The sequence below is a fragment of the Paenibacillus sp. FSL K6-2859 genome (assembly GCF_038008265.1).
Taxonomy (GTDB): domain Bacteria; phylum Bacillota; class Bacilli; order Paenibacillales; family Paenibacillaceae; genus Paenibacillus_AQ; species Paenibacillus_AQ nitricinens.
This window is the reverse complement of record NZ_JBBOYU010000001.1, coordinates 1,992,114-2,018,149: the sequence shown is the minus strand read 5'-3', so window position 1 is coordinate 2,018,149 and position 26,036 is coordinate 1,992,114. Positions and strand designations below refer to the sequence as shown.

Annotated in this window: 15 protein-coding genes; 6 read left to right on the top strand and 9 right to left on the bottom strand. The window is 42.3% G+C overall.

Annotation, left to right across the window (positions count from 1 at the left end):
• Positions 1-68: 68 nt before the first annotated feature.
• On the bottom strand, positions 69-7,592 hold the full coding sequence (locus tag MHB64_RS08685) for a pullulanase (protein ID WP_341134165.1): 7,524 nt from the start codon (positions 7,590-7,592) through the stop codon (positions 69-71).
• A 765-nt stretch (positions 7,593-8,357) separates the two neighbouring features.
• Between MHB64_RS08685 and MHB64_RS08680 the strand changes: the two genes are divergently transcribed.
• The 6 genes from MHB64_RS08680 to MHB64_RS08655 all read left to right on the top strand — a co-directional run bounded on the left by MHB64_RS08680 (position 8,358) and on the right by MHB64_RS08655 (position 16,672).
• Positions 8,358-9,404 (top strand): LacI family DNA-binding transcriptional regulator, encoded by a 1,047-nt coding sequence (locus MHB64_RS08680; protein WP_094873917.1) that lies wholly within the window; start codon positions 8,358-8,360, stop codon positions 9,402-9,404.
• A 209-nt stretch (positions 9,405-9,613) separates the two neighbouring features.
• Positions 9,614-10,270, top strand: coding sequence for a beta-phosphoglucomutase (gene pgmB, locus MHB64_RS08675; RefSeq protein WP_094878404.1), 657 nt, complete (start codon positions 9,614-9,616; stop codon positions 10,268-10,270).
• A gap of 292 nt (positions 10,271-10,562) precedes the next feature.
• On the top strand, positions 10,563-12,881 hold the full coding sequence (locus tag MHB64_RS08670) for a glycoside hydrolase family 65 protein (RefSeq protein ID WP_094878403.1): 2,319 nt from the start codon (positions 10,563-10,565) through the stop codon (positions 12,879-12,881).
• A 93-nt stretch (positions 12,882-12,974) separates the two neighbouring features.
• Complete coding sequence (locus tag MHB64_RS08665; RefSeq protein WP_341134164.1) at positions 12,975-14,657, top strand: glycoside hydrolase family 13 protein; 1,683 nt, start codon at positions 12,975-12,977, stop codon at positions 14,655-14,657.
• 144 nt (positions 14,658-14,801) lie between these two features.
• Positions 14,802-15,665, top strand: a complete 864-nt coding sequence (locus tag MHB64_RS08660; protein WP_179281728.1) for an AraC family transcriptional regulator — start codon at positions 14,802-14,804, stop codon at positions 15,663-15,665.
• Positions 15,666-15,820: 155 nt separating this feature from the next.
• Entirely contained in the window at positions 15,821-16,672 is an 852-nt protein-coding gene (locus tag MHB64_RS08655) for a DegV family protein (RefSeq protein ID WP_094873906.1), read from the top strand.
• A gap of 87 nt (positions 16,673-16,759) precedes the next feature.
• On the opposite strand, the gene MHB64_RS08650 is transcribed toward MHB64_RS08655, so the two are convergent.
• The 8 genes from MHB64_RS08650 to MHB64_RS08615 form a co-directional block, all read right to left on the bottom strand.
• Positions 16,760-18,373, bottom strand: coding sequence for a PAS domain-containing sensor histidine kinase (locus tag MHB64_RS08650; protein WP_341134163.1), 1,614 nt, complete (start codon positions 18,371-18,373; stop codon positions 16,760-16,762).
• 206 nt (positions 18,374-18,579) lie between these two features.
• The gene (locus MHB64_RS08645; protein ID WP_341134162.1) at positions 18,580-19,281 is read right to left on the bottom strand and encodes an ABC transporter permease; all 702 of its coding nucleotides are present in this window, start codon (positions 19,279-19,281) and stop codon (positions 18,580-18,582) included.
• Positions 19,265-20,185 (bottom strand): ABC transporter ATP-binding protein, encoded by a 921-nt coding sequence (locus tag MHB64_RS08640; protein WP_341134161.1) that lies wholly within the window; start codon positions 20,183-20,185, stop codon positions 19,265-19,267. The genes MHB64_RS08645 and MHB64_RS08640 overlap by 17 nt, the downstream gene beginning before the upstream one ends.
• Before the next feature lie 117 nt (positions 20,186-20,302).
• Positions 20,303-21,238 carry a sensor histidine kinase gene (locus MHB64_RS08635; RefSeq protein WP_341134160.1) on the bottom strand — a complete coding sequence of 312 codons (936 nt, stop codon included), beginning with the start codon at positions 21,236-21,238 and terminating at the stop codon, positions 20,303-20,305.
• Positions 21,238-21,951, bottom strand: a complete 714-nt coding sequence (locus MHB64_RS08630; protein ID WP_094873897.1) for a response regulator transcription factor — start codon at positions 21,949-21,951, stop codon at positions 21,238-21,240. The genes MHB64_RS08635 and MHB64_RS08630 overlap by 1 nt, the downstream gene beginning before the upstream one ends.
• A 281-nt stretch (positions 21,952-22,232) precedes the next feature.
• Positions 22,233-23,066 carry a DUF4362 domain-containing protein gene (locus tag MHB64_RS08625; protein WP_341134159.1) on the bottom strand — a complete coding sequence of 278 codons (834 nt, stop codon included), beginning with the start codon at positions 23,064-23,066 and terminating at the stop codon, positions 22,233-22,235.
• A 197-nt stretch (positions 23,067-23,263) separates the two neighbouring features.
• Positions 23,264-24,187 (bottom strand): ROK family protein, encoded by a 924-nt coding sequence (locus tag MHB64_RS08620; protein ID WP_341134158.1) that lies wholly within the window; start codon positions 24,185-24,187, stop codon positions 23,264-23,266.
• Positions 24,184-26,001, bottom strand: coding sequence for a class I mannose-6-phosphate isomerase (locus MHB64_RS08615; RefSeq protein ID WP_341134157.1), 1,818 nt, complete (start codon positions 25,999-26,001; stop codon positions 24,184-24,186). The genes MHB64_RS08620 and MHB64_RS08615 overlap by 4 nt, the downstream gene beginning before the upstream one ends.
• Positions 26,002-26,036 lie beyond the last annotated feature (35 nt).

The following is a 26,036-nucleotide window of genomic DNA, read 5'->3' as shown; positions in this document are numbered from 1 at the left end:
ATGACTTACACATTATTAGCCAACTACTAATACTTCGGTGCACTACAATCAGCACACCGAAGTCCAGTTTACTTGCTCATTAGCGTATAAATAATCTGTGCGCTTTCGGCGCGGGTCATCCACCCTTTTGGAGCAAATTGATTGTTCTCTCTGCCTTGCAGAAGCCCTAGACCTGCCGCAGTCTTCACGTAGCTATCTGCCCATTTGCTGATACTAGATGCATCTGCAAATGTCGTGACACCCACTGCTGGGTCGATCTTCTTACCAGACTTCACTTCAAGCGCACGGATTACCATGATAGCCATTTCCTCACGGGTAATGGAAGCATTCGGTGCAAAGGTATCCTTGCTTCGACCACTAACAATGCCGAGCTTAGACGCTGTTGCTACGTATGATGAATACCATGCATCTGACTTAATATCAGTAAATTGAACCTGTCCCTCAGCATTTAAACCGAGTGCACGAACTAGTAATGCGGTAAATTCTGCACGGCTAACGTTGCTCTTCGGATTAAACTCGGTTGTTGTAACCCCTGAAACAATTTGTTTTGCTGCAAGAGACTGAATTACGTTAAATGCCCAATAGGTATTTGGAACATCCTTAAACGACTTCACAATCTCAAGTACACCATATTTGCTAAAGTGCGTGACTTGTGCAGATATCACGTCATCATTCAGCTGTCCTCCTACGTACTCAAGCTCACCATTATCGCCCAAATAGTAGATACCCAATAAATCTTTATTGAATTGGCCCTTAATTTTAAACGAAATCGTAATCGGTTCATCGAACTTCTTAACTACAATCCGGGTACCGTCTTTCTTCAAAATACTAAGTCTCAATTCAAACACATCGGATAGCGAAGTTACGGTTCCTGCCTCTTTGTTTAAACCATCTACTACTGCTTTCGCAGCAGACTGGACCAATGGATTCAGCTCCAACAGGATTTGAGCACCTTCTGCATCCACAACTGAAGCTAAACTTGGTATTGTACTTAACAGTTTGTTAGGGATAGTAACTAATAAATCCCCCATTCTAAATACTAGATTATTCGATCCTAACGTTTTTGCAGCTTGCAACGGTAACAACACTGCTGTCTTACCTGCAGCAATATCGATTTGCACCTTTCCATCTTTACCATTTTTCAAGCTGTCCTCACTGACAACTTGAGTGTCAGCAGGGGTTGTTGGGCTAACAACGTTACCACCAGGTGATGGTGTTGCTGTCACTTTAGATACCCCAGATAGAATAACCGTACCCCCATCATCTCTGCCTGGTAGATCAATGGTTACTTTTTGATCAGTGGATACCGTGAAGGTTTTACCACTATATTCATCTTTTGCAGTCGAATTGGCAGTAAACGGTACTGGAATCGTTGCAGATACCTCACTAGTCTTAGTGTTAATAACCGTTACAACGTTCTCATCTTCATAAGATTTATTGAAAGCTAGATAACCTAAATCATCTGAGCCTGCCAACTTCGTGCGTGTACCTTTGGAATATACTTTGGAGTATTTTGCACGGATATTCAACAGCTTCTGATAATGATCATGAAGTGGCTTCTCTGCAGTCAACTGATCCCACGGCATATCTTTACGGTTCTCACTGAACTCACCTTTAGACATGTCTCCTGCATTTTTGCCCGATTTTCCTAGTTCTTCTCCGTAATAAATGACTGGCTGTCCCTTGGCGGTGATTTGCAGAGCGGCTGCGATTTTCAGCTTGCCTTTGTCTCCATCTACATAATTGGACAAGAAGCCATCCTCATCATGACTACTTAGGAATTGAGCCATCACCTTTGTATTGTCTAGCTTCGTCTCACGTACCTGTAGATAGGAATCCACACTGTTTATTTTGCCATCGGTAAAATCCTTCGCTGCTGTCTTAAATCCAAAATCAAGCAGACCGTCCATTTGACCAGTTTCGAGCATTCCACCATTACTATCAATGGTTCCGCCGAAGTATTCACCGGTCATTTTGAAGTTTGGATCAATTGAAGTCAATGCATTTTTAAATGCTTTCCAAGTTGTATCTTCTACATGTTTGACTGTATCCACACGGAAATAGTCAATCGTATCTCCACGTTCCGTCCGAGCGTTGTCTAACCAGCCTGTTTGCCAATCGATAATTTGTTTGCGAATGGCTGGATCTTCTGTTTTGAAATCCGGCAACCCTGCAAGCTCGCCTTTGATTGGATCTGTATCCGCGGATACACCATCCGAACGAAGCATTCCTTCAAAACGCGCTTTATCCTCTGCTGTAATTGTTGGATCGGTATCCGTAGCCTTAAGACCATAACCCGTATGATTAAGTACAACGTCTACCATGATCTTGATGCCCTTGTCATGTGCCTTCTCGATCAATTCCTTGAAGGTTTCCATATCACCAAGATGCTCGTCGAGTTTTGTAAAGTCTTTGGCCCAATAGCCATGATATCCGTATTGTTTGAAGCCATCACCTTTATTAAAATCAATATTATCTACAATTGGCGTAATCCAAAGTGTGTTAATACCGAGTTCTTGTAAGTAATCTAAATTCTCGATCATGCCTCGGAAATCCCCACCATGATAAGCTTCTAGATGATCTTTATCTACATTCTCGTTATTCGTAGGATCTCCATCCTTAAATCGGTCTGTAAGCGCGAAGTAAATACGAGCCTCATCCCAATCAAAATCAAGCTTATCACCTGTATAGGTTCTAGCTTTAACCTCGATTGTTGCATTTTGCTTATGCGCATTGCCGTACTGGTCCACGAGCGTGATCGAAATATTCTTGATTCCCGCAGACACCGTGTCCTTTACAGCAACCGTCTGTTTCATCAATTCTGTATCTAACTTGACCCTGCTTGGTCCTCCAAGGTTAGTTAAATCCATATAACCTTCCGAATACTTTACATCGTCTGAAGAAGATGCATTGATCGTTACAACCGCATTCTGATTTGATGTAACTGCTTCTGGACTTACGGATGTCGTAATCGTAACGTCAGGAATATGATACACCACAACAGATTCATCATTCACCGTATTCTTAGGATCCGTTAATTCAGTAGTGACACCGTTTTTCGTGATCAAAAACGTATACTTATACGTACCTTCTACTAAATCAGTCAACGTATAAGTGAACCACTCATTAGCGGAATCGTAAGTCATCGGATACGAAATGCCATTTACTTTTACTTTAGCAGCTGTAATCGCAGCCATATTATCATTACGGAACAAGGCATCATCGCGGTATCTAAACGTAAGCGTTCCATCTTTTAGAATTGGACCGTTAATACTTGGCTTGATATCAAACTCTTTAACCCCGCTAGTTACGTTCACTTTCGTGAACCCTTCACCCGGCGTCAATGGAATTTCACGATCATCCCCGTAAGGATCCTTAATCGACCAATCGGTACCTTTACGAATGACGAACCCTACTTTTGTCGCATTCTCAGCAACCTCAATTAGGACACTCGCTTTACCATCCTTAAAGGTATTAAAATCAATCTGGTCATTTTTAACTCCCGTATTCCAAACCCAGATGTTCCAATCCTTATAATCCTTATCACTACGCGTATAAGTGAACAGGACATATCTCTTATCCGTAACCTTAACGGTAACAGATGTAGAAATACCGCCATAAGTGATGGTAATTACAGCTGTTCCATTGCCAATCGCCTTCACTTGACCTTTATTGCTTACTGTAGCCACTTCAGGTTTATTGGAAGTGTAAGTAGCTGATTGTGTAACGTTTCTTCTGCTGTTGTCATCATATCTCGCAAAAACAGAAGTTTGATGCGTATTGCCTGCTGCCAGCGTATAGCTCACATTCTCGGTCTCCAAAGAAGTAAGCGTAGCGGCTTCAGCTTCCATTTTGATAATTACAGCAGTTAAAGGCTCTAACATAATTGAATTTGCGGTTAAGGAGAAACCGCTCCATTGACTCACCGGAATTGCAGTGACACCAGCTTCATCATTGTCGACAAGCACCTGACCACTCGTCAAATCGTCCGAAAGGGTCAGTGTTCTTGCTGTGCTATCGCCATTCATGAAGACATAATAGATACCTGTGCCATCTGTAGCTTTGTTTGAATAACCAATAACAAGATCATCTGTCTTCATTTCTGGAGCAGGAATTAGGTTAACATTGGAATTAACCAGATCCTTGTCTCCCAATCGGAATGCGTCCGTGGACTTTCTCAGTTCCATTAGACCCGAAGTATATTTTCTTGTCGTGTTCTGGACAGGGAATTGTGATTCATCCGTTGCTTTCGTCCAGTCAAACATGTTGACCGCATCCGAAGAATCATACGAATCATGAATGAAATAACCGAAGGATTTTCCTTCGCTATCAAACATTTCAGTGTATTTATCCTGAGGAACCGTAGTATCCTTCCACTGCTTAGTACGTCCATATTCCTGGCCCGCATGAATGAAAGCTGTTCCTTGAGAGGTTAGAACAAGCATGTTGCCAAGTCTAATCCGCTTCTGGATTTCAAGCTCATTCTCTGCAATTGTAGGATCCTTCTTGATCGTTTGTGCAATCACATCATGCAGCGTCAAGTTATCATGTGCTTCGATGTACGGAACGATATCCCCTGGATCATCAGTGGGCGTATTAGATGGTTGTGCTTTAATATTGTTAAAGATTGTCGTGATTGGACGCGCACCGCCCGTAATAAATCTAGGCTGACCTTCAGAGCCATAACCAGATTTCAATTCATTACGGAACTCATCAGAGAAAACACCGACGCTATCCGTTTTATCCATCCAGTCCTGATCTGCACCTTTCCCAGCAAGGGAAGGATCAGCTGCAGCACCGCCGAATGTTCTCCAACCTTCACCAATAAAAAGAGCCTTCGGATTAATTGCTGCCGCGGCATCATAAGCATGCTGCACAGACTCTGCTGTCGCATCGCCCATCATATCCCAGCGCATCCCATCAATCTTGTACTCTTCAAACCAGTATTTCACGGAATCTACCATTAGTTTCTCAGCCATTTTGTGGTTGGTGGCCAGATTGTTTCCGAAACCTCCGATAAAGTTGCCCGTTGCATCTTGGAACGCATAGTAATTAGGTACGATGTCGTTTAAGAATTCTTTTTTAGCCATATGTGTGTATACTACATCCAGAACGACACCCATTCCAGCTTCATGCACGGCGTCAATTAAACCCTTTAACTCTTTAATTCGCTCTTCAGGATCGGCAGGTTTCTGAGAATAAGCACCGTCTGGAGAGAAGTAGCTGTGAGGATCATAACCCCAGTTATATTCATTGTTTTTGGCGGAATAATCTGTCTCTCTAGTCCCCATCTTTGTTTCATCCCCGTAATACCAAGCCATTACAGGAAGTAATTGAATATGAGTCACACCAAGAGATTTAATATAATCGAGCTTCTTTTCAAAAGCGCTATAAGAGCCCCATCTTTCGCCGCTCAGGCTATCTTGAATGGATACATCGGATGTAAAGTCTCTGACATGGACTTCATAAATGATAGCGTCCTCTCGTTTTTCATAACCTGTAATGTCAGCATAACCAAAGGAATCCGGGTTCGTTTGGCTTAAATCAACGATAGCCGCTTTACCGACAGTATCACCGCCGACACCAGCAGCACCTGTAGTATCCACAGTAAATACCGCCATTGATTTAGCATAAGGATCTAGAACCTTATTAGTTACACCGTCATTTGTTACTTCGTATTGATAAAAGAATCCTCTTACATCATTTGTGGTAGTGCCTGTCAGGTCATTTGGTTTTAACTTGACCGACCAAACCCCTTGCTCTCCACTCGTTAAGTCCACACTACCCACTAGTACATTGGAGTCGTTCTTATCGTATACATTGACGACAACCGAACTAGCTTTAGGTGCCCACAATTTTAACGTGGCTGTTTTGTCAGCGTTGTACGTAGCCCCTAGATCGTCTCCCGTATAATTGTACATTTCATCAAGCATTCTCCAACCACTAGCCGCTGAGACCGTTTTACCTGAATAAGTAACGCTAAGCGGAACTTTATCCAGATCAAAGGCTGCTGTATCCACTTCAATTGAAGTTTTGCTGGTAATGGTTACAGCCGATACAGGAATAGAAACACCGTCTTTATCTTTAACGGTAATCTCATTTTTCAATGCTGCTGCATCCAAGCCGTCAGTTAACGTAAATCCAAGGAGGATTTTGCTAGTTGATAACACCTCTGCGGAAACTAAACCGATAGGTGTTTCACCAAATGGAGAAACATATACATTGTTGTCTCCTTCTTTTATCCACAGCTGATTGTAACGATCCAGCAGAGTAAAGCCTTTGTCACCGCCGTCCTTATTATCACCATTCAACGGGTTCACTACGAGAAAACCTATTTTTTTTGCAGCTTCTTTCAATGGAATATCAATATAGGCTCCAAAGCGTCCTACTTGATCTGCTTGGAATGGAACTGCATCTTTAGGCCAATCCTTAAGTGAAACTGCCACATCATCCCACAACCATAATCCATACTGACTTTGATTGGAATCTGATCTCATATAGTGGATCCGAACGGTATTTGCCGGAAGCTTAACTGGTTCATAAGGCGTAACTACATCGGAACCTTCTTTGATCCACACTTCATTGGTTTGTGGAGTATTAATCGCGAAGTTCTTATCTCCTCCATCTTTGTCACCACTAGCACGCTTTAGTGTGATGAATGAAATTGTCTTGGCCCCGTCCTTCACCGGCACATCTACATATGCTCCATAGGAATCCAATTGTCCTTCAGGAAAGGGAGTTGCACCCATCGCCCAACCATCAGAAGGGCTTACAACATCACCCCATAACCATAATCCCTTATCGGTGTAATCACTAGATTGATAGTGGACACGAATATGCCCTGCTGGAACAGGTGTAACCTCTACAGGTTCCGAAGGAATTTTATATTCTGCAGTTACACTATGTTCTCCCGTGTTGTACTTAAAGGTTACCTTAAGATCTAACGGTAAACTCAATGTCAGATCGGTCTCCGGATAAGACATATCTTCTGATTCTGTAGCTCCTGGAACAAAAACCTTGTATGTGTAATCTCCCTGCGGCACAGTAACAACTGTACTGTAGACACCATCAAAATCAGGATCTGATAAAGTAGACAATACTTCTGCTGGCAGGTTTCCTGTTAATCTTGGCAGCTTATCCGCAGCAATTGGTGTGTAGTACGTAGAATCAGCTATTTTATGAGTGATGTCATTGTAATAAAAGGTTACAGTCGTTTCTTCTTCAAACTTTATGTGGATATTCTCTCCATCATTTTTCCCTTGAGGGTTTGTATACTTTGCAAAGCCATAGTTCTCATCCCAACTATCATTCAGAGCAACCTTGTAATTATATTCCCCCGCTGGTAGAGTCCCAGTAAAAGAATACAGACCATTGTCTGAGTAAGTCATTTGGGTGACTACTGATGTCTCATCCCAATCCTTACCGGGATTTTCCCCCCCAGTAGAAATAAACTGTGATTGCAAATCACCGACCAAAACTACCTTTGTCGTTTCTGCAGAAACCTTAACAGGGTGTAAGCCAAGACTGGAAAACACAAGAGCAACGATCATGAAGATCGCGAACGTCCTCTTACCCCATAAATTTATTTTCATTTTTGTAAAACCTCCCATAATTATGAATTGCTTTTGTGCAAGCGGATACATAATTTCTCGAACCCCGCCAATTATTCTGAGGTTATGAAATCATGTGTCTTCCTTCTGTTGTTGGAGAAAGTCTATGTGTGTGGCTCGTCAAACCGGATTAACAGCATCACCATCCTTTTCAAAGTAAAAGATTATCAGAAAAACAATGAACTCAGTGCAAACGTTTGCAACAAGTCTTGCACAAACCTAAGTACATAAAACTCATTCTTAAGTACAACGAATTCCGCCCCAAATTCAGCCAATGTAAACGCTTGCTATATTTTGATTTACATACTAATGCTGTATTTATGGTATTGTCAACCAGTATTTTTATGTATTGAACGAACTCGAATTATCATAAAAGTAAAAATAAAGAAAAGTAATCCTGATAATCCCATTAGGATTTATCCGATTTTTTGAGATTTTCTCTAATTCCATTCCTCGAATCGAATTTAGTATATACTCATCAATTGTTCTAAAAAAATTTGAGCCACACGTTTGCATTTATGAAATGCTCCTTTCGAAGAAATTGGATATTTTTTATACATATTAAGATCAATCTTGCTAATTTATTCATGCTTTTTTGGTGAAAACAAACAATTTTACATATAAATTTCTAATACTCTTTCCAAAAGTAGCAATATTACCCCTTCCAAATGACTTTATCTATTTACAATTTAGATCGCTTAGATTAATATTACTGTGTAAAGCAAACGGTTCCATAAGGAGGTTTCTATGACAGTTACCATTAAGGATGTGGCCAAGAAAGCGGGAGTATCTCCCTCCACGGTATCCCGGGTATTGTCCAATCACCCCAGAATCAGCCTGGAAACTTCCCGCAAGGTCAAAGCTATTATGGAAGATATGGGCTATACACCTAACATGATGGCTAAGAGTCTAGTGTCGAAAACTACAAACAGCATATGCTTCAGTCTTCCTAAACCAGCTGAAGAGCTGTTCTCAAATCTATTTTTTATGGAATTAATCCGGGGGATCGTTACACAAGCTAGCCGTTCCGGCTACGACGTGTTAATTAGTTCCGGAGCAAACGAGAAGGAAGAATTGGAAGCCGTTTCAAGACTTCTAAAGGGTCGTCGAGTAGATGGTGTTATACTGCTTTACTCTCGTACAGATGATGCTGTTATTGATTTTCTAGAGAGTAACGATTATCCATTCGTACTGGTAGGCCGAAGTGATCGGTATGAGAATATTTTATCTGTCGATAACGATAATGTGATGGCAGCATATGATGCTACAAACCACCTCATTGCGATGGGTCATGAACGTATTGGCTTCGTAAGCGGACCACCGAATCTAATTGTTTCTCGCGATCGTCTCGCAGGATACCGTAAAGCATTGCTGAATAGCGGTCTTGAAATGCGTGATGAATGGATTGTAGAAGGTGAATTTCTACAGGATAGCGGATATAGAGCGATGTCTTTTTTCATGAATTTGCCTAATCGGCCTACTGCTTTAGTTGCAGTGGATGATATGGTATCGTTCGGAATTTTACGCGGATTGAATGAACTGAAATACAAAGTGCCTGACGATCTCGCTATTGTAAGCTTTAACAATATTCCATTATCTGAATTATCCAGCCCTCCGATCAGTAGTATTGATATTGGAATTTATCATCTTGGCTACACTGCATCTCAGGTACTTATCCAGAATATCAAGAGTCCGAACCACGATGCTGGTTATACAAACCGATTTGTTATTCCACATCGCCTGATTGTGAGAGAGTCATCCATGTACGCTCATGCTAAGAACAAAACCGAATGAATAAGTGAAGCGATCAACGCTTCATTTATTTTTTGAAAATCTGTACAAACGTTTGCGCTAAATTACTAAAACTTCTTGATCCAGTTCTTTTCAGGGTGAATATTCGAATCTGAGGTTAAGATAAACTTAACATCTTTAGCAAAGCTTATACGAATTGAAAGCAAACCCAATGGATCACGATACTGTCACAAATTTTAGGAGGTACCACAATGACGGAAATTAAAGCCTGCTTGTTCGATTTGGATGGTGTTATCGTTGACACTGCCAAATACCATTATATCGCATGGAAAGAGCTTGCAGATGGATTAGGGTTTCTCTTCACAGAACAAGATAACGAACGCCTTAAAGGAGTCAGCAGAACGGCCTCGCTAAACATTTTGCTGGAAATCGGCGGACTAACTATCGATGAAGAAGAGAAAGCTAAGCTTGCGGAACAGAAGAATAATCGATATGTCGAATATATTGCGAAAATGGACAGCTCAGAGATTTTGCCAGGTGCGCTTGATTTTCTGAAAGAGTGCCGTGAGAATGGCATCAAAGTTGCCCTCGGTTCTGCTAGTAAGAACGCAATGACGATTTTAAATAATACCGGATTGACCCCTTACTTTGATGCGATCATTGATGGCACACACACTAGTGCTGCTAAACCTGATCCGGAAGTTTTTCTTTTAGGTGCTAAAGCACTTGGCGCTGATCCTAAACACTGTGTTGTCTTCGAAGATGCAGAAGCAGGAATTGAAGCTGCAACTCGTGCTGGAATGTTCAGCGTTGGTATTGGTTCACCGGAAACGCTCAATGCGGCGAACATCGTCGTTCCATCGCTCGCTCATATGAGTGTGTCACAACTCAAAAAATCTTTTGCATAAAGTCTAACGAACATTAATCAACTGAAAGTGTTAATGTGATTCGCCCTGCTACATTCCACTTATAAATGAAATATGTATATCTAGAGGTACGCTTGAAGTGGAGATGGCGAAAGGATTGTGTAGAAGCGCTAGCGTTCGCCTTTGTCCCCAGATGCTCACCTTTAATTCTTTTAAGCATCGGGGGACAACAGCGATCGGAACAACCTTTCGCCAGCGGAGCGACTCACAAGCACCCAAGTAGAGATATAGTTCATTATATATCCCCACAACATATTTAAAGGAGCCGGTTATCGTGAAACAATATTTAACAATTGATGAATGGTCCATTATTGAAGAATCCTTTGATCCACAGACACAAGAAATCTCTGAAAGTGTATTTAGCCTTGGCAACGGATTTATGGGTGGCCGAGCTAATTTTGAAGAGCAATATAGTGGAAGCAGCCTGCAAGGCAGCTACATGGCTGGCGTATACTATCCTGACAAAACACGGGTCGGCTGGTGGAAGAACGGCTATCCCGAATATTTCGCTAAAGTACTGAACAGCACGAACTGGATCGGTATTAACATCGACATTGAGGGCACTCCTTTAGACTTGGCAAAATGTACGGTTTCCGATTTCCGTCGTGTTCTTAACATGAAGGAAGGTACGCTTTCCCGCTGCTTTACTGCCACGCTTGAAGATGGTAAGGAAGTAAAAGTTGAGAGTATACGTTTTGTCAGCATGACTCGTCAAGAAATTGGGGCTATTCGTTACTCCATCACTCCTGTTAATTTCTCAGGCAAGATTACAATCACTCCTTATCTCGACGGCGATGTGAAGAACAAGGATTCCAACTATGACGAGAAATTCTGGAATGAAGTTGAGAAACAAGCAGGCACTGAAGGCGGGCATCTTACTCTTAAGACTAAAAAGCTCGATTTTCATGTAACCTCTGCAATGGCTTTTGATATCCAAGTCAATGGTGAGAAGGTCAACACTGAGGCTGAAGCGATTGAACAAGAGAAATATGTAGCTAGCAAAATCAATGTCTCCGTACAAACTGGCGATCACATCGTCATTTATAAATATGTTGCTAACGTAACCTCGCGTAATCATGGTCTTGGACAACTGGTCGATGCCGCTCAAACGGCTTTACAAGCTGCTAAGGAAGCTGGTTTTATAACCCTTCTGAACGAACAAATAGAAGCTTGGAGAGAGAAATGGAAAGAAAGCGACATCATTATTGAAGGTGACGTTTCGGCTCAGCAAGCGATTCGTTTCAATATTTTCCAGCTAAACCAAACCTACAATGGTGAAGATGACCGTCTGAACATTGGACCTAAAGGCTTTACAGGTGAAAAATACGGCGGCAGCACTTACTGGGATACAGAGGCGTATTGCGTTCCCTTCTATCTCAGTACAGCGGACTCCTCTATTGCCCGCAACCTGTTAATCTACCGTTACAAGCACTTGGAGAAGGCTAAAGAAAATGCTCGTAAGCTTGGTTTTGCAAAAGGTGCGTTGTACCCAATGGTTACAATGAACGGTGAAGAGTGCCACAACGAGTGGGAAATTACTTTTGAAGAAATTCACCGTAATGGAGCCATTGCTTATGCGATTTACAACTATGTGAACTACACAGGAGACAAAGCTTATCTGGGTCAATATGGCCTTGAAGTCCTTGTGGAAATCTCCCGCTTCTGGGAAGAACGAGTTCACTATGCAAATCGTAAAGACAAATACGTGATGCTTGGCGTAACAGGCCCTAATGAATATGAAAATAACGTAAATAATAACTGGTACACCAACCGGATGGCTTCCTGGACTATGGAATATACCTTAGAAGCACTGGATTATCTGAAAAAGAATGAATCCACGCGCTATGCAGAACTAGTTGATAAATTAGGGCTCCAAGAGAGCGAAACCGCTAAATGGAATGATATCATCGCTAAGATGTATTATCCTGCGGATGAAGAACTGGGTATCTTCTTGCAGCAAGATGGCTTCCTAGACAAAGAGATTATTCAAGTTAAGGATCTGGCAGCTGAGAACCTGCCACTTAACCAAAAATGGTCGTGGGATCGTATCCTGCGTTCTTGCTTCATTAAACAAGCGGACGTTCTGCAGGGATTATATTTCCTAGGAGACCGTTACGATCTGGATACCAAAAAGCGGAATTTCGACTTTTACGAGCCGATCACTGTTCATGAGTCCTCCCTATCCCCTTGTATCCACTCTATTCTAGCCAGCGAACTAGGATATAAAGATAAGGCTTATGAAATGTACTTGCGTACTTCAAGACTGGATCTTGATAACTATAACAATGATACCGAAGACGGCTTACACAGCACTAGTATGGCCGGTACTTGGATGTCAATCGTACATGGCTTCGGCGGATTACGTGTGCATGATGGCCGACTGACTCTGAACCCATCGAACCCAGGTCACTGGAGTGCATACTCATTCAAAATCATGTTCCGTGGCTCCCGTCTAAAAGTAAGCGTGTCGGATGCACAAGTTACGGTTACGAATGAAACGGATATCCCAGCTTCTATTACTATCTATGACAAAGAATATACCGTGAACGGCCTAAGCAGCATCACTGCTGACAGCAAATCCGTCACTGTATAAACCGACACCACAAGAGACCCTTGAAGCCAATAGCTTTTTAGGGTCTCTTTAATTTTTTCCTAAATGGATAACTTATATAAGGAGTGATTATTAATGAAAAGAACCTTTTGGAAGGAAGCTGTCGTTTATCAAATCTATCCACGCAGCTTTCAAGATAGTAATGGTGACGGTATTGGAGATCTGCAAGGTATCATTTCACGTCTGGATTATTTGCAGAAGCTCGGTGTCGATGTAGTTTGGTTGTCACCAGTATATAAATCGCCAAATGATGATAATGGTTATGACATCAGCGATTACGAAGATATTATGGATGAGTTCGGCACGCTAAAAGACTGGGAGGAACTACTGACCGGACTGCATGATCGTGGTATAAAACTAATGATGGATCTTGTAATCAACCACTCTTCTGATGAACATCATTGGTTCGTAGAGTCCCGTTCGTCAAAAGATAATCCCTACCGTGATTACTACATATGGCGTCCAGGTGGACCGAATGGCGAACGCCCTAACAATTGGAGCTCCATATTCAGCGGTCCGGCTTGGGAGCTAGATGAGACTACTGGCGAATACTATCTACATCTGTTCTCACGCAAGCAACCGGATCTCAACTGGGACAATCCAAAGCTGCGCGAGGAATTGTACAAGATGATTACCTTCTGGCTTGACAAGGGTGTGGATGGATTACGGATGGACGTCATTAATTTGATTTCTAAAGCGGAAGGACTGCCTTCCTTTCAAATCGAGGGCGAGGCGCCAGAGGAACTTGCTTGGGGTGGCGATTACTTTATGAATGGCCCCCGGGTCCATGAGTTTTTACATGAAATGAACCAAAAGGTTCTTTCGGGCTATGACATTATGACCGTCGGGGAAACGCCAGGGGCTTCGGTAGAGGATGCCGTTCTTTACACAGACGAAGATCGTGAAGAGCTTCAGATGGTATTCCAATTCGAGCATATGGACGTAGATTCCGGTCCAGGAGGCAAATGGGATGTAGCCCCATGGACATTAACTAAACTGCGCGACATCCTTCATAAATGGCAGGTCGGTCTGGCTGACAAGGGTTGGAATAGTCTGTACTTGAACAATCATGACCAGCCGCGTATGGTTTCACGATTTGGTGATGATGGGAAGTATCGCATAATATCTGCCAAAATGCTCGCTACCTTACTACATACACTTAAAGGTACCCCCTATATTTACCAAGGTGAAGAAATTGGGATGACGAATGTAAAATTCACAACGCTGGAAGATTATAAAGACATCGAAATTTTGAATATGTACCGTGAAAAAGTAACTGAGGGTGGCGCAGATCATGAGACGATTCTGAACGCTATCCATGTCAAAGGCCGAGACAACGCCCGTACCCCAATGCAATGGGATGCATCAGCTAATGCTGGATTTTCAGAGGGAGAACCATGGCTTAAAGTAAATCCGATTTATAAGGAAATTAATGTAGAGCAAGCATTGGCGGATTCTGATTCAATCTTCTACTACTACCAGGAATTAATTGCTTTGCGCAAAAAAAATCCGATTATGGTATATGGAGAATATAAGCTGCTACTGCCTGAACATGAGAACATCTATGCCTATACCAGAACTTTAGATGATGAACAATGGCTGATCCTGCTGAACTTCAGCGAGGCTCCTCAAACCGTTGATCTCTCCGCAGAGCTGAGCACCGTGACTGATTTAATCATTGGAAATTATCCGGATGATTCACCCACACGAGAAATTCTGCGTCCTTACGAAGCAAGAGTGTACAGATTACAAAGCTGACTCTCTCCGTCTTCCTGAGTTATACTATATAGGATGATTTTGTTAAGATCATTCTTCCATCAGCAACCTGTCATTAGAGAGCAAGGAATAACAGGATTTGCAAATGGTGGCATGATAGTATGAACTCAAAGGGAGATGGCAGGCTTGGAATGGCTTATCCGCATGAAAGAAGCTTTAGATTATATGGAGAGTAAAATGGAGGAAACCTTTAATATAGAAGATATAGCAAAGGTGGCTTATTCTTCCCCTTTTCACTTCCAGCGTATGTTCTACATGCTTACCGGAGTATCTGTCAAAGACTATATCCGTAAACGGAAACTAACTCTGGCGGCACAGGAACTCGCTATTTCTAAAGTTAAGGTGCTAGATGTCTCATTAAAATACGGATATGACTCTCCCGAGTCGTTTGCCAAAGCATTCCGCAAAGCACATGGAATTACTCCTTCTGCTGCGCGGGAGTCAGGGGTACAGCTCAAAGCCTTCCCTAGACTCTCCTTCCATCTATCACTGAAGGGAGATAAAGAAATGGACTACAGAATTGAGACAAGAGAAGCTTTTAATGTTATCGGACTAGTTGAGGAAATGACAACGAAAGATGGGGAGAATTTACGCCGTATCCCCCAGCTGTGGATTGAAGCTAACGAAAATGGTACGTCGGATAAGCTGATTGAGATCGGTGTTGATAAGGACATTCTTGGGATTTGTAAAGATTTCAATCACGAAAAAGAAACCTTCTCCTATTGGATTGCTGTCGAAGCCTCTCCAGAGACGGATGCTCAGGGCTTTGCTTCTACGACGATACCAGCTGCGAGCTGGGCTGTGTTCACCTCAGTTGGGCCAATGCCGAATGCTATTCAGCAAGCATGGTCACGGATCTTTCAGGAATGGTTCCCTGCAACAGGCTATGAGCATACAGGAGGACCCGAGTTTGAGTTATACCTTCCGGGAAGACCTGATGCAGAGGATTATCGCTGCGAGATCTGGATACCGGTTATGAAAAAAAATTAAAGCTTACTAAGACTATTCGGAATTCCGGATAGTCTTTCTTTCTTTCAGAATTTCTACGATTTCATTTTGAGAATCGGCTTAATCTTGGTATAATAAATAGATTATGTGATTCAATAATGACTATTGTCGTCCGATTATCGGTGAAGGAGAAATTCATGTCTACTGTAAAAATATTTTCAGACAGCACTTCCGATTTGCCTCAAGGCTGGAAGGATACTTTTAATATCGGCATCGTTCCCCTTTACGTAGTGTTTGAAGAAGGAACCTACAAAGATGGTGAAGATATCACACCAGAGGAAGTGTATCGCCGTGTAGCCGCAAGCGGAGTATTGCCAAAGACTGCCGCGCCTTCGCCAGCTGACTTTATCGCCGCTTTTCATCCGGTAATTAACCGTGGAGATGATATTGTATATATCAGTCTCTCCTCGTCACTATCCTCTACATATCAGAATGCACTTTTGGCTGCCGGGGAATTCCCTGAGGGTCGTGTACAGGTTATTGATTCACAGACCTTATGTGGAGGCATTGCTCTTCTCGTTATGAAAGCTGTCAGAGCCGCTGAAAAAGGTCACAGTGTCATTGAGATTGCAGCTATGCTGAAGCAGAGTCGCAATCTTGTAGAAACAGAATTCGTGGTAGATACGCTAGATTACTTATATATGGGTGGACGCTGTTCAGGTATGCAGAATTTCATCGGTAGTCTGCTAAAAATTCGTCCTGTTCTTAGACTTGTAGACGGCAGCATCGTACCTACTAGTAAAATTCGTGGCAAAAAAGAAAAAGCCGTGGAACAAATGCTCCAGAACGCCTTGGTTAACATCGATCGGATGGATAGAGAGCTGCTCATCGTTGTACATACCTTGGCGGAAGAAGATGCTCGCTATCTAGAGACAGCGATACGAGAGAAGACTCAAGTCAATGAGATAGCTATCCTCAACGCAGGTTGTGTTATTGGTAGCCATTGTGGTCCACATACTGTAGGTCTCATGTATATGCTTCAAGATTAATCATCTCATGCAAATCTCCGGCCATTGCTTCGCAAATCAATGGACCGGGGATTTGTGCGTTTACCACTCCTGATCTGAAGTTGAATTTTACTCAACCTCATTTTTTATGAAGGGTAACATAAACCGGAACGTTGAACCTTTATTCTCTTCGCTTTCTACAAAGATTGTCCCACCCATCAGCTCAACCAGCTGCTTACAAATCGCGAGTCCCAGCCCTGTACCGCCATATTTACGGTTGATGGTCGGGTGCAGCTGTGAGAAGGATTGAAATAATAAATTGAGTTTATTATCGGCAATCCCAACACCTGTATCACGTACAGAGAATTCTAGCAAATATTCTTTTGAATCCGAAAGTGGAATGTTCTTAACCGATAGTGTAACGCTCCCATGCTCTGTGAATTTCAGAGCATTCCCTACCAGATTAACAATAATCTGCCGCAAACGGATCGGATCAGCCAGTAACGTTGTTGGAACACTCGTATCCGCCCACCACCGCAAGGCCAGCTTCTTCTCTTCGGCTTTAGGCGTAAATAAATCAATGATGTCCGATATCATCTCTCGAAGTTCAAACGATTCGGTTTGCAGCGGCATTTTACCCGCTTCCATCTTGCTGAAATCAAGAATGTCATTCAAGATCTGTAAAAGCGTGTAACTACTGCTTCGTAAAATCTCGACATACCCCCGCTGTTCTTCTCCAAGATCGGTTTCAAGTAAAAGGTCTGACATCCCTATCATTCCATTCATCGGTGTCCGAATTTCATGACTCATCATTGCTAAGAAATCCGATTTGGCTTGCGCCGCCTGCTCTGCAGATTCTTTAGCGCGAATGATTTCTTTTGCATTCGTGATATCACTAAAAGCAATAACTGCTCCTGAGATCATCCCCCCATCCATAAGCGGCGCCACCCGATAATTAACGAAGAGGCTCGTTCCATCCTTACGCCAAAAGATCTCATCATCTTTCCTGCGGATAATTCCATCTGCAATCGTAAGACTGATCTGACAATCAGGGGTTGAATAACGTGAGCCATCGCCTTGGATTTGATGAATATATTCCATCAGCTTCAGGCCAACCAATTCTGTAGGCTGGTAACCTAACATATCCGCTCCCTCACGGTTAATAAAGAGCGTTCGTCCCAAATGATCTAGTACAAATATTCCAGCTGAGACGGAGTTCAGAATAAGATTCGCTCTCTTATTCTCGACTTCAGCAGCAAAAGTAGGTTTGAAGTTAGACTCAAGTTCTACCTTATCCGATAATTTAGCATGAAAAGAATCTGCCAATGCATTTAGCCAGTCATGCAGCCCTTCCGAATAATGATGATAGTTGCTATTATCCACTTGTATGATCGCGAATACCCCGACAATTCCCTCATCTATCGTTATAGGAATAAAATCCCCCCTCACGGCGTCTGCTTTGGGATTGTTCAAATCTTGCAATTCAAAGCTAGAGGGATTTCCTTGCAGGGCAGCCTCAAAGCTAGCTACATCAACAAGGTATAATCTTTTATGTGCTGTCAGACCTATATCTCGGAACGATGCTTCTGCACTGGATTCTAGATAGAACGTACGATTCGTTCCTACGCAGCGACCTTGCCGATCCAACACAAATATCAAATTAGGATGATGGTCATATAACGATTTATAAGCGCTCTCTTCCGAAAGCAATCGTGTTAGAATGGACGTCCAGTCTTTATCCACAATTCATTTCACCTCAGGCTCTCTCATCCATTATCATTACCCTAAAATGAACGGAAATCATCTTAAATTTTAAATTCTTCTATTTTGATCATTATAGCAAATATACTTTAATCGGTCGCAAATAAACACTAAATCCCCCTTTAGAACCCAACCACGATGACTTACACATCGTACTGAGATTCTTAAGAGGGATTTCTGTAAATATTTTAGGCTATATCTTTATGGTCAATATTGCGAATGGCCATATAGGCAATACCTGCTCCTAACAATCCAAGCGAGATCGACACCGCCGCTAAATTACCTAAGCGTGCTTGATCAAATCCACCAGAAATTAGGGACGTAACTAACACAGCCGAGACGATGGTGGCTGGAACTGATTTTTTCTTCATTCCAAAGTACAATGGGATCAGAGCGATACCCGCTGCATAAAATGCGTTTGCACCCAACTTAAACAGTTCTGAAGTAATCATAGGAAGGTTTAACTCACCAGGAATAAGTCCTACAAACGAATTAAATCCTATTAGCATAGCGCCAACTACAATGTCTGACACAATGATAGCAACAAATGTGAAGGCGAATACTATCAATATTTTCGCCGTCATTAGCTTTTTACGTGAGATAGGATACATGAAGAGAAGAGTAATCGTGTTGTTCTTATACTCATCAATCACCAGCCTGCTAATAATAACGGAAGCGAAAATAATGTAAGCAGCCTTAACAAAAACGAACACACCCTCAAACATATCTGCATAAGAAGCGAATGACGGTTCATTCTCATTTCGATCCACGAATAAAACCATAATCATAAACCCAAGAATAGCGAGATTGACGATTGCTGCTCCTGTGAGAAGGGTCTTTAGCTTATTCTTCCGAATCTCCAAAGATATTAATTTAAGCAACGCCCTCACCCCCAATCAATTGTAAAAAATAATCTTCCAGCGTATGTTGTTTCTTGCTGATGCTTTCAATCTCCACGTCTGCTAGCACTAACGCCTTATTCAGATCACGTTGTGAGATTCCGCCGTCATATATTCTTACTGTAATATGGTCCAGCACTTTGAAATTATTGAGGCCAAGCTTTTGCTTGAGCACGTACACTGCTTTATTAATCTCATTCGTAACCACTTCGATATACTCTGTATTTTGACCGCGAATGGAATCCATCGCCACCTCTTCTACCAGAGCACCCTGCCGGATCACACCGATCGTATCAGCAATCTGCTCGATTTCCCCCAGAATATGACTAGATACAAGTAACGTCATTCCATATTCACGGCTGAGCATCCTGAACACTTCACGCATCTCTTTGATACCCACAGGGTCTAGTCCATTAATCGGCTCATCCAGAATGAGTAGCTCCGGTTTCGTCATAAAGGCTCTGGCAATACCAAGGCGCTGCTTCATCCCAAGCGAAAATTGCTTCACCGGCTTTTTATCGATACCTGTAAGCTTTACCAGCTCCAGTGCTTCGCCAATCGCTTGCGGATCATAATAGCCCATGTATTCTCCATGCAGGATCAAGTTTTCTTTGGCTGTCAGCTTATCATAGAACACTGGATATTCAATGATGCAGCCCATCCGTTTGAGCATTTCATACGAATGATTTGTCATTTTTTCATTAAAAAACTCAATCTCGCCACTCGTCGGTTTAACGAGGTTCGTGATCATTTTCATGACCGTTGTTTTGCCGGCACCGTTCGGTCCAAGAAAACCATAAATTTCACCTTGTTTAATATTCATATTCACATTGCTGACAGCTTCTTTGCCTTGGTAGGTTTTTGTTAAATTTCTTGTTCGAAGTATCGTAGTCATTTCCGTGCTCCCCTTTGTTTTCGTCTCGTCTTCCTTAGTTCTTATTGTACACAGCAGAATTTTCTTTTTTATTACTCGATTCTTACGAAAATCTTAAGCTGTACACAATTTCACTCCTTAGAAGCTTAGTCTGCGAAAAGAAAGGGTAAATACCGTTCTCACAAACGGTTGACTAACCAGTGTAATGGTTCCATTCATCTGCTCTGTTAATCTTTTGGTAATCGTCAGACCCAGACCACTCCCTTGATATGATCGATTTCTCGAGTCCTCCAGTGTATAGAGCCGTTCGAATACTTTATCCTGGTGAACTTCACTAATGCCTTTTCCCCTGTCCCAAACATCTATGTATACTTTGTTCTTATCACTATAGAGTTTCAAACCTAATACGCCTCCGGCATCCCCGTAAGTAATCGCATTCGATAACAAATTGGTCAGTATCCGGTCAAGCGCCTCTTCGTTTCCCATGAAATAAAGCGAGTCATCAGGGATCTCTATTTCTACCTCACTGCCCTTGGCGCTTAGGATATCATAGAAAGAGAGAATATTACGTCTGCACACCTCGCCTGCCTCCACACGTGAAAGATTGATTTCCCGATCCCCCGATTCCAGCTTGGCCAAATCAAAAAACTTGTTCATCAGATGGATCACTTCATTCGCTTTTTGGTGAATTGTGTTCATCATACGTTCCCGTTCCTCGGCTGGCATATGCTCATCCTGCAGAATTGTTTCAATATAACCGAGTACTACCGTTAGCGGAGTCTTTAGATCGTGGGAAATATTCGACAGCATATTACGCATGGATTTCTCCAGCTTCACGCGCTCAATGCTTCCTTTATGGTTAACGTCGAGCAGCCGGTTTAGATCAATTAGCACACTTTGCAGCTCTAAATTACTACTAAATAACAGCAGTCTTTCGTGTGAACCTTCGGCCATGATGCTACTTAGTTTGTCATGAATATATTTCAGGTCTTTTGAAGCTTTACGCGAATGCTGATATTGCCATCCAATGACGACGAGCAGGAGTACAATGATCACACTAAGCGCCATACTCATTATAGCTGTTCTCCCAGCTTATACCCGATCCCCCATAATGTCTTGATGAACTCTGGATGGGAGGGATCATCTTCTATTTTTTCACGTAATCTTCTCATATGTACATTAATAACGTTCTCATCTCCGAAATAATCATCTGCCCATACGCTAGCATAAATCTGCGCTTTGGTGAAGACTCTGCCCGGATGCGTAACGAACAGCTTAAGAATATGAAATTCCTTAGACGTTAACTTCACTTCTTCCCCGTTTTTTAGCGCAGAGAAATTATCCAAATCCACAGTCAGGCCACCAATGGAAATCTTTTGCTTCGCAGGAATTGGAGCTTCCGGTTGGATGGTGGGAGTAACATAACCCGCTCTTCGAATCGCAGCCTTCACTCTTGCAGCTAATTCGATCATTGAAAATGGCTTGGTAATATAATCGTCTGCCCCAAAGCCAAGTCCAAGTGCTTTATCCACATCACTGTCCTTGGCCGACATGATCAACACAGGAACTAGACTTTTCGCACGGATCGTCTGGAGAATATCCGTCCCACTGCGCTTGGGCAGCATGAGGTCTAATAATACAAGATCAAAAGGATTACTAGTACGGAATGTTCTTTCCGCTACTTCACCATCAAACGCCGTTTCCACTTCATAGCCCTCTTTTACTAAATAGGACCTAACCATTTCACTAATTGCTTCGTCATCTTCAATTAATAATATACGGTGCATGAATACTGCCTCCAATGATTTGAGAATAAAAATTAGTTAAAAACTTAAGGTATTTCTTTAAGGTACACGTGACTGCGGGGAATGTTTGGACTTTCGGCCGCTGTTGTCACCAGATTTCTTTGATTATATACCGTGTTTCACGATTGAAGTCCGGTGAGCCTATGCTTCCGAAGCGAGCTTTCCTACGGAAAGCTTTCAGGCGGACGCTATCGCTCCTACAGTTCCAAACTTCCCCTCCGCCACTCTTCCTTTTTAGAATGTTTTAGTTCAATTTATTTAAATTATTCGTAATGCCCCTTAACCTCAGGAAGTTGCTTATAAATGCTCCCAGCCTGCACGATTTTAATGATCGTTTGGGCTAGTTCAGTCATCTGACCGTCATCCTCAGTATTCTGGCATTCCGTCCACTGATAATGACGCTCTCCACTATTAATCTGAACCGATAAATCATAACTTTCAGCAGGTTTTCGATTACACTCGGTAGATAATTCTTTTTCATCTAGGTAATTCGCTAGTACCATTTCTTTATAGATTTGTCCTCGTTCCTGTTCAGAAAGCTCAAAATCGCTAACCTCGACTACTTCCCCATTCTGGAGATCTTTGACCAACTTCTTCTCTATCGTATTAATTTCGTTCTTTTGGTTCACACCATACTTTAAAACAAACTCAAACTTATCTTGTTTCGTTACGTCAAAAGGAATCTGTAGCAGCTCGATCTTTGCTTGTTCGCCCTCGCAGCCCGTTAAGGTATACGACAGAAGTTTATCCGTTTCGTTTCTAACAAGGTTCTGACAAGTGTATGTGGTTACTTGGGGATTACCAAACGTATCTTCGGAATTATCATGCCGCATTTCAATCCCTTGGTCAGTATATTTCAAGTCATTAAAGATCGGATCACCTTCAATTGTGTAATGAACCACACGCTGCGTACCCGCTTTATTTTGGATAAAAGCATCCAGCTTCTTGAGATTCTTAACAATCATTCCATGGCTGTTTATCACATCTTCTTGTTCATTAATGGTAGTTGTGAATTTGTCTTCTCCATTGGATGGCTGGTTAAAGCAACCGGTTACTATAAGCGCTATAAAAATCAGAAGAATACCGCTCGATCTCATCGATCATAACCTCCTTAAACACTCCATAAGTAGAATCATTTGTTAAAGTATACCAATAATAACGGGGGCTGGGTATCCCTCCAGAGGGATATCTGATGATAGAGAGATTGATAGAAATTTAAACCAGATAGCAAAAAAAGCCGATTGGATATCCAATCAGCCCTAATTATTGTTCAGTTTCAATTGAATCCAAGAGATCAGTCAAATAATCTTGAGATTCCGATAAGCGTGTGTTCGAACACATTTTCTGATGTAAATATACCCATAGATGAATCAGCCAATCCCTTCTGGAGGGCGGGACCAAATAAATCGATGCTCTTGGCAATCTGTCCGCCGATAACGATGCGAGTTGGCTGATAGTCTATAACATAGGACTTTAGCATCTCAGCCAATCGTGTACCGAATTCTTCAAACACCTTACAGCACAAGCTATTACCATCTTTTGCTTGCTCTGCGAGTTCCTTCACGTCCATTCCTTTTTCTAGAGCTCCCATCTGCTCAGCCAAGCGAAGAATTCCGCGACGTGAGAAGGCATCGTCTATGGAGCCCTCTAGGAAAGGTTTATCATAGAGCCAACCGTCCTTGGGAACACCTGGTCCTTCGTTCAGGAGCGATGCATGATCAATAAATGCAGAGCCTAACCCTGTCCCTAAAGTTAACGAAATATATCGTTCATTTGGAAATAACCTGCTTACGCCTAAAGCAAACAGCTTCGCATCATTCTCAAATCGAATATCTGCCTGCAGCAGGTGCTTCGCCCATTCCTTATGTTGTAAGGTATTGAACCGGGTATATAATACTTCTCGTACATTCTTACCATACAACGCCTCATATTTACTAAGTCCCTGAATATAACAGATACCATGCTGATAATCAAAGGGCCCGGGAAAAGCAAGACCGATATTCCAAGTACAGTCTGCGGATTTTCCTAGTGTAACGCTATAGAACTGATATTGATCTTCGAATATAGAAATAAATTGGTCTATAATCACATCGGCATCTTGGTCAGCGAAGGAAGGATGTTGCTTGCAGCTAGCCTGTAGCAATTCTCCATCCACGACCAAACCAGACTTAATAAAGGTTCCTCCCACGTCTAAAGCAATCACGACTTTAGGCTTCAAAGGAGACTCACATCCCATGCCTTGGATACGCCAGCCTTCACAAGCTTACATGGTTTGTTTCCGATATTTATTATTTTGTAAGCACCAAACACGGCTGGGAGGATATATGATTCAGCATATTGTAACTCGATATATATAGATTCATCTGCACAGGATACTATACGGACCTTTTCTCCCTCAACCAAGTTATACATTACCATTTCGTTATTTGTATGGTCCTCCCATGTATCATGTAAGTGCACACGATGAACATAAAACAGTAGATCTTCACGCTGTCCAAGAACATACTCTTCGTTCATGCCCTGCTTTTTCAGCAAGCTTGGCTTAGGAATCAAATTGTCCTCAACCCATGCCGTTTTTTTATCGAAATCAATATTGTCAAAAGCATGTTCAATATTAATAGGACGTGGCTTGCCATCCATTCCTTTACGAAGAAAATCGTAGATTTTGAACGTAAACCACCATGTCGTAGAGGATATTTCGAGCACTAAGTTATTCTTTCCAGAGGCATGAACGGTCCCTGTCGGAATTAAGAATAAATCCCCCTTATTCGCTTCATATTGATTAACGAAGTCAGTGATCTGAATCGGTTCACCAGTTTCTTGTGCATCGTGTACCGCGTTAAAGAATTCCTCCTTCGTACATTGTTCGGTCAGTCCCAAGAACACTGATGTATTCTCTAAATTCTCCATGATATAATACGATTCTTGTTGTGCCATAAATTCATTAAATGTCTCACGAATATACTCCTGCTTCGGATGTACCTGGCATGACAAGCTATCTCCGTCGATGGTATCAAGGTAGTCGAAGCGAATCGGAAAATAATCACCAAACAGCCCGACAATACGATTCCCGAGAATGGCCGGATGCTCATAATGCATGACTATGAGGAAGGGTACCTCGATTATTTCGTCGTTGTATTTCAGCAAAATAGAGTTCTCCGGTGCAATCGGCTCAAAGCTCCATGCGCAGTTGGCCCACTCCTTCGGAAGCTCCGCGAATTTCTTCAAATATTGACCGCCCCATATCCCTGGCGCGAAGAATGGTTTCACACGCATAGGGGACTTGGCGATATCTGCAATCATCTGGCGTAGGGTGAAGACCGTCGTTAGCTTGGGACACTCTGGCTCATTCATATCCACATAATAGTGGATCGAATCCAATACTTCTTTTCGGTAAGTTTCCAGCACTGGCCATTCCACAAATAGACAGATTTTATACTTCTCCACCACATCTCGGTTCCAACTAAAGCCGAAATTCAATAAATGTGCTTTATGTTCCAATTGCTGATACTCACGAGATACATCCAAGAAGTAGGTAATATCGTAGTTGCCGTTCCCGAGCCAATAAGCCCCTGGTCCGAACGTGATGATGAAGGTTGTTTGGTCGACAGGTAATTGAATCTGTTTTTTGAAGTTGTCTATCTTATCTTGTGCTTCTGGAATGAAATAATCTGTAATGTTAGCATCCGAAAAATAACCAAATGCACGATTATCTGTAATATTCGCTTCAAAGAACTTGCGCAGCTCTTCACTAGTCTTCATAAAGCTATTGGTTCCGATGAGAACTGTCTTATGCCCCTCTTGTTCCAATACATCTATAATCCTTGCCAGGACGTGCTGATATCGGGCACCATGCGTTCCGTCAATAGCTACATTAATAATACTAGTGGAATTCATCGCAGCTTGTTGTAGGAGCGGGGATAGTATTGCCTCAAAACCTCGCTGGACTCCGGCTTTTGCATATGGCGTAACTGTATCTGGCTTTATTTGTTGAATATACCGAATAGGGTTAATAGGTCTTTTCTCGAACATAGTTGTCACTCCTATACAGTTAGTGAGCTCTATCC

Excerpts from the sequence above, each read along its gene's own strand:
- MHB64_RS08680 (WP_094873917.1), top strand. The coding sequence starts at position 8,358 with ATGACAGTTACCATTAAGGATGTGGCCAAGAAAGCGGGAGTATCTCCC.
- MHB64_RS08665 (WP_341134164.1), top strand. The coding sequence starts at position 12,975 with ATGAAAAGAACCTTTTGGAAGGAAGCTGTCGTTTATCAAATCTATCCA.
- MHB64_RS08640 (WP_341134161.1), bottom strand. The coding sequence starts at position 20,185 with ATGACTACGATACTTCGAACAAGAAATTTAACAAAAACCTACCAAGGC.
- MHB64_RS08685 (WP_341134165.1), bottom strand. The coding sequence starts at position 7,592 with ATGAAAATAAATTTATGGGGTAAGAGGACGTTCGCGATCTTCATGATC.
- MHB64_RS08635 (WP_341134160.1), bottom strand. The coding sequence starts at position 21,238 with ATGAGTATGGCGCTTAGTGTGATCATTGTACTCCTGCTCGTCGTCATT.
- MHB64_RS08615 (WP_341134157.1), bottom strand. The coding sequence starts at position 26,001 with ATGTTCGAGAAAAGACCTATTAACCCTATTCGGTATATTCAACAAATA.
- MHB64_RS08655 (WP_094873906.1), top strand. The coding sequence starts at position 15,821 with ATGTCTACTGTAAAAATATTTTCAGACAGCACTTCCGATTTGCCTCAA.
- pgmB (WP_094878404.1), top strand. The coding sequence starts at position 9,614 with ATGACGGAAATTAAAGCCTGCTTGTTCGATTTGGATGGTGTTATCGTT.
- MHB64_RS08625 (WP_341134159.1), bottom strand. The coding sequence starts at position 23,066 with ATGAGATCGAGCGGTATTCTTCTGATTTTTATAGCGCTTATAGTAACC.
- MHB64_RS08630 (WP_094873897.1), bottom strand. The coding sequence starts at position 21,951 with ATGCACCGTATATTATTAATTGAAGATGACGAAGCAATTAGTGAAATG.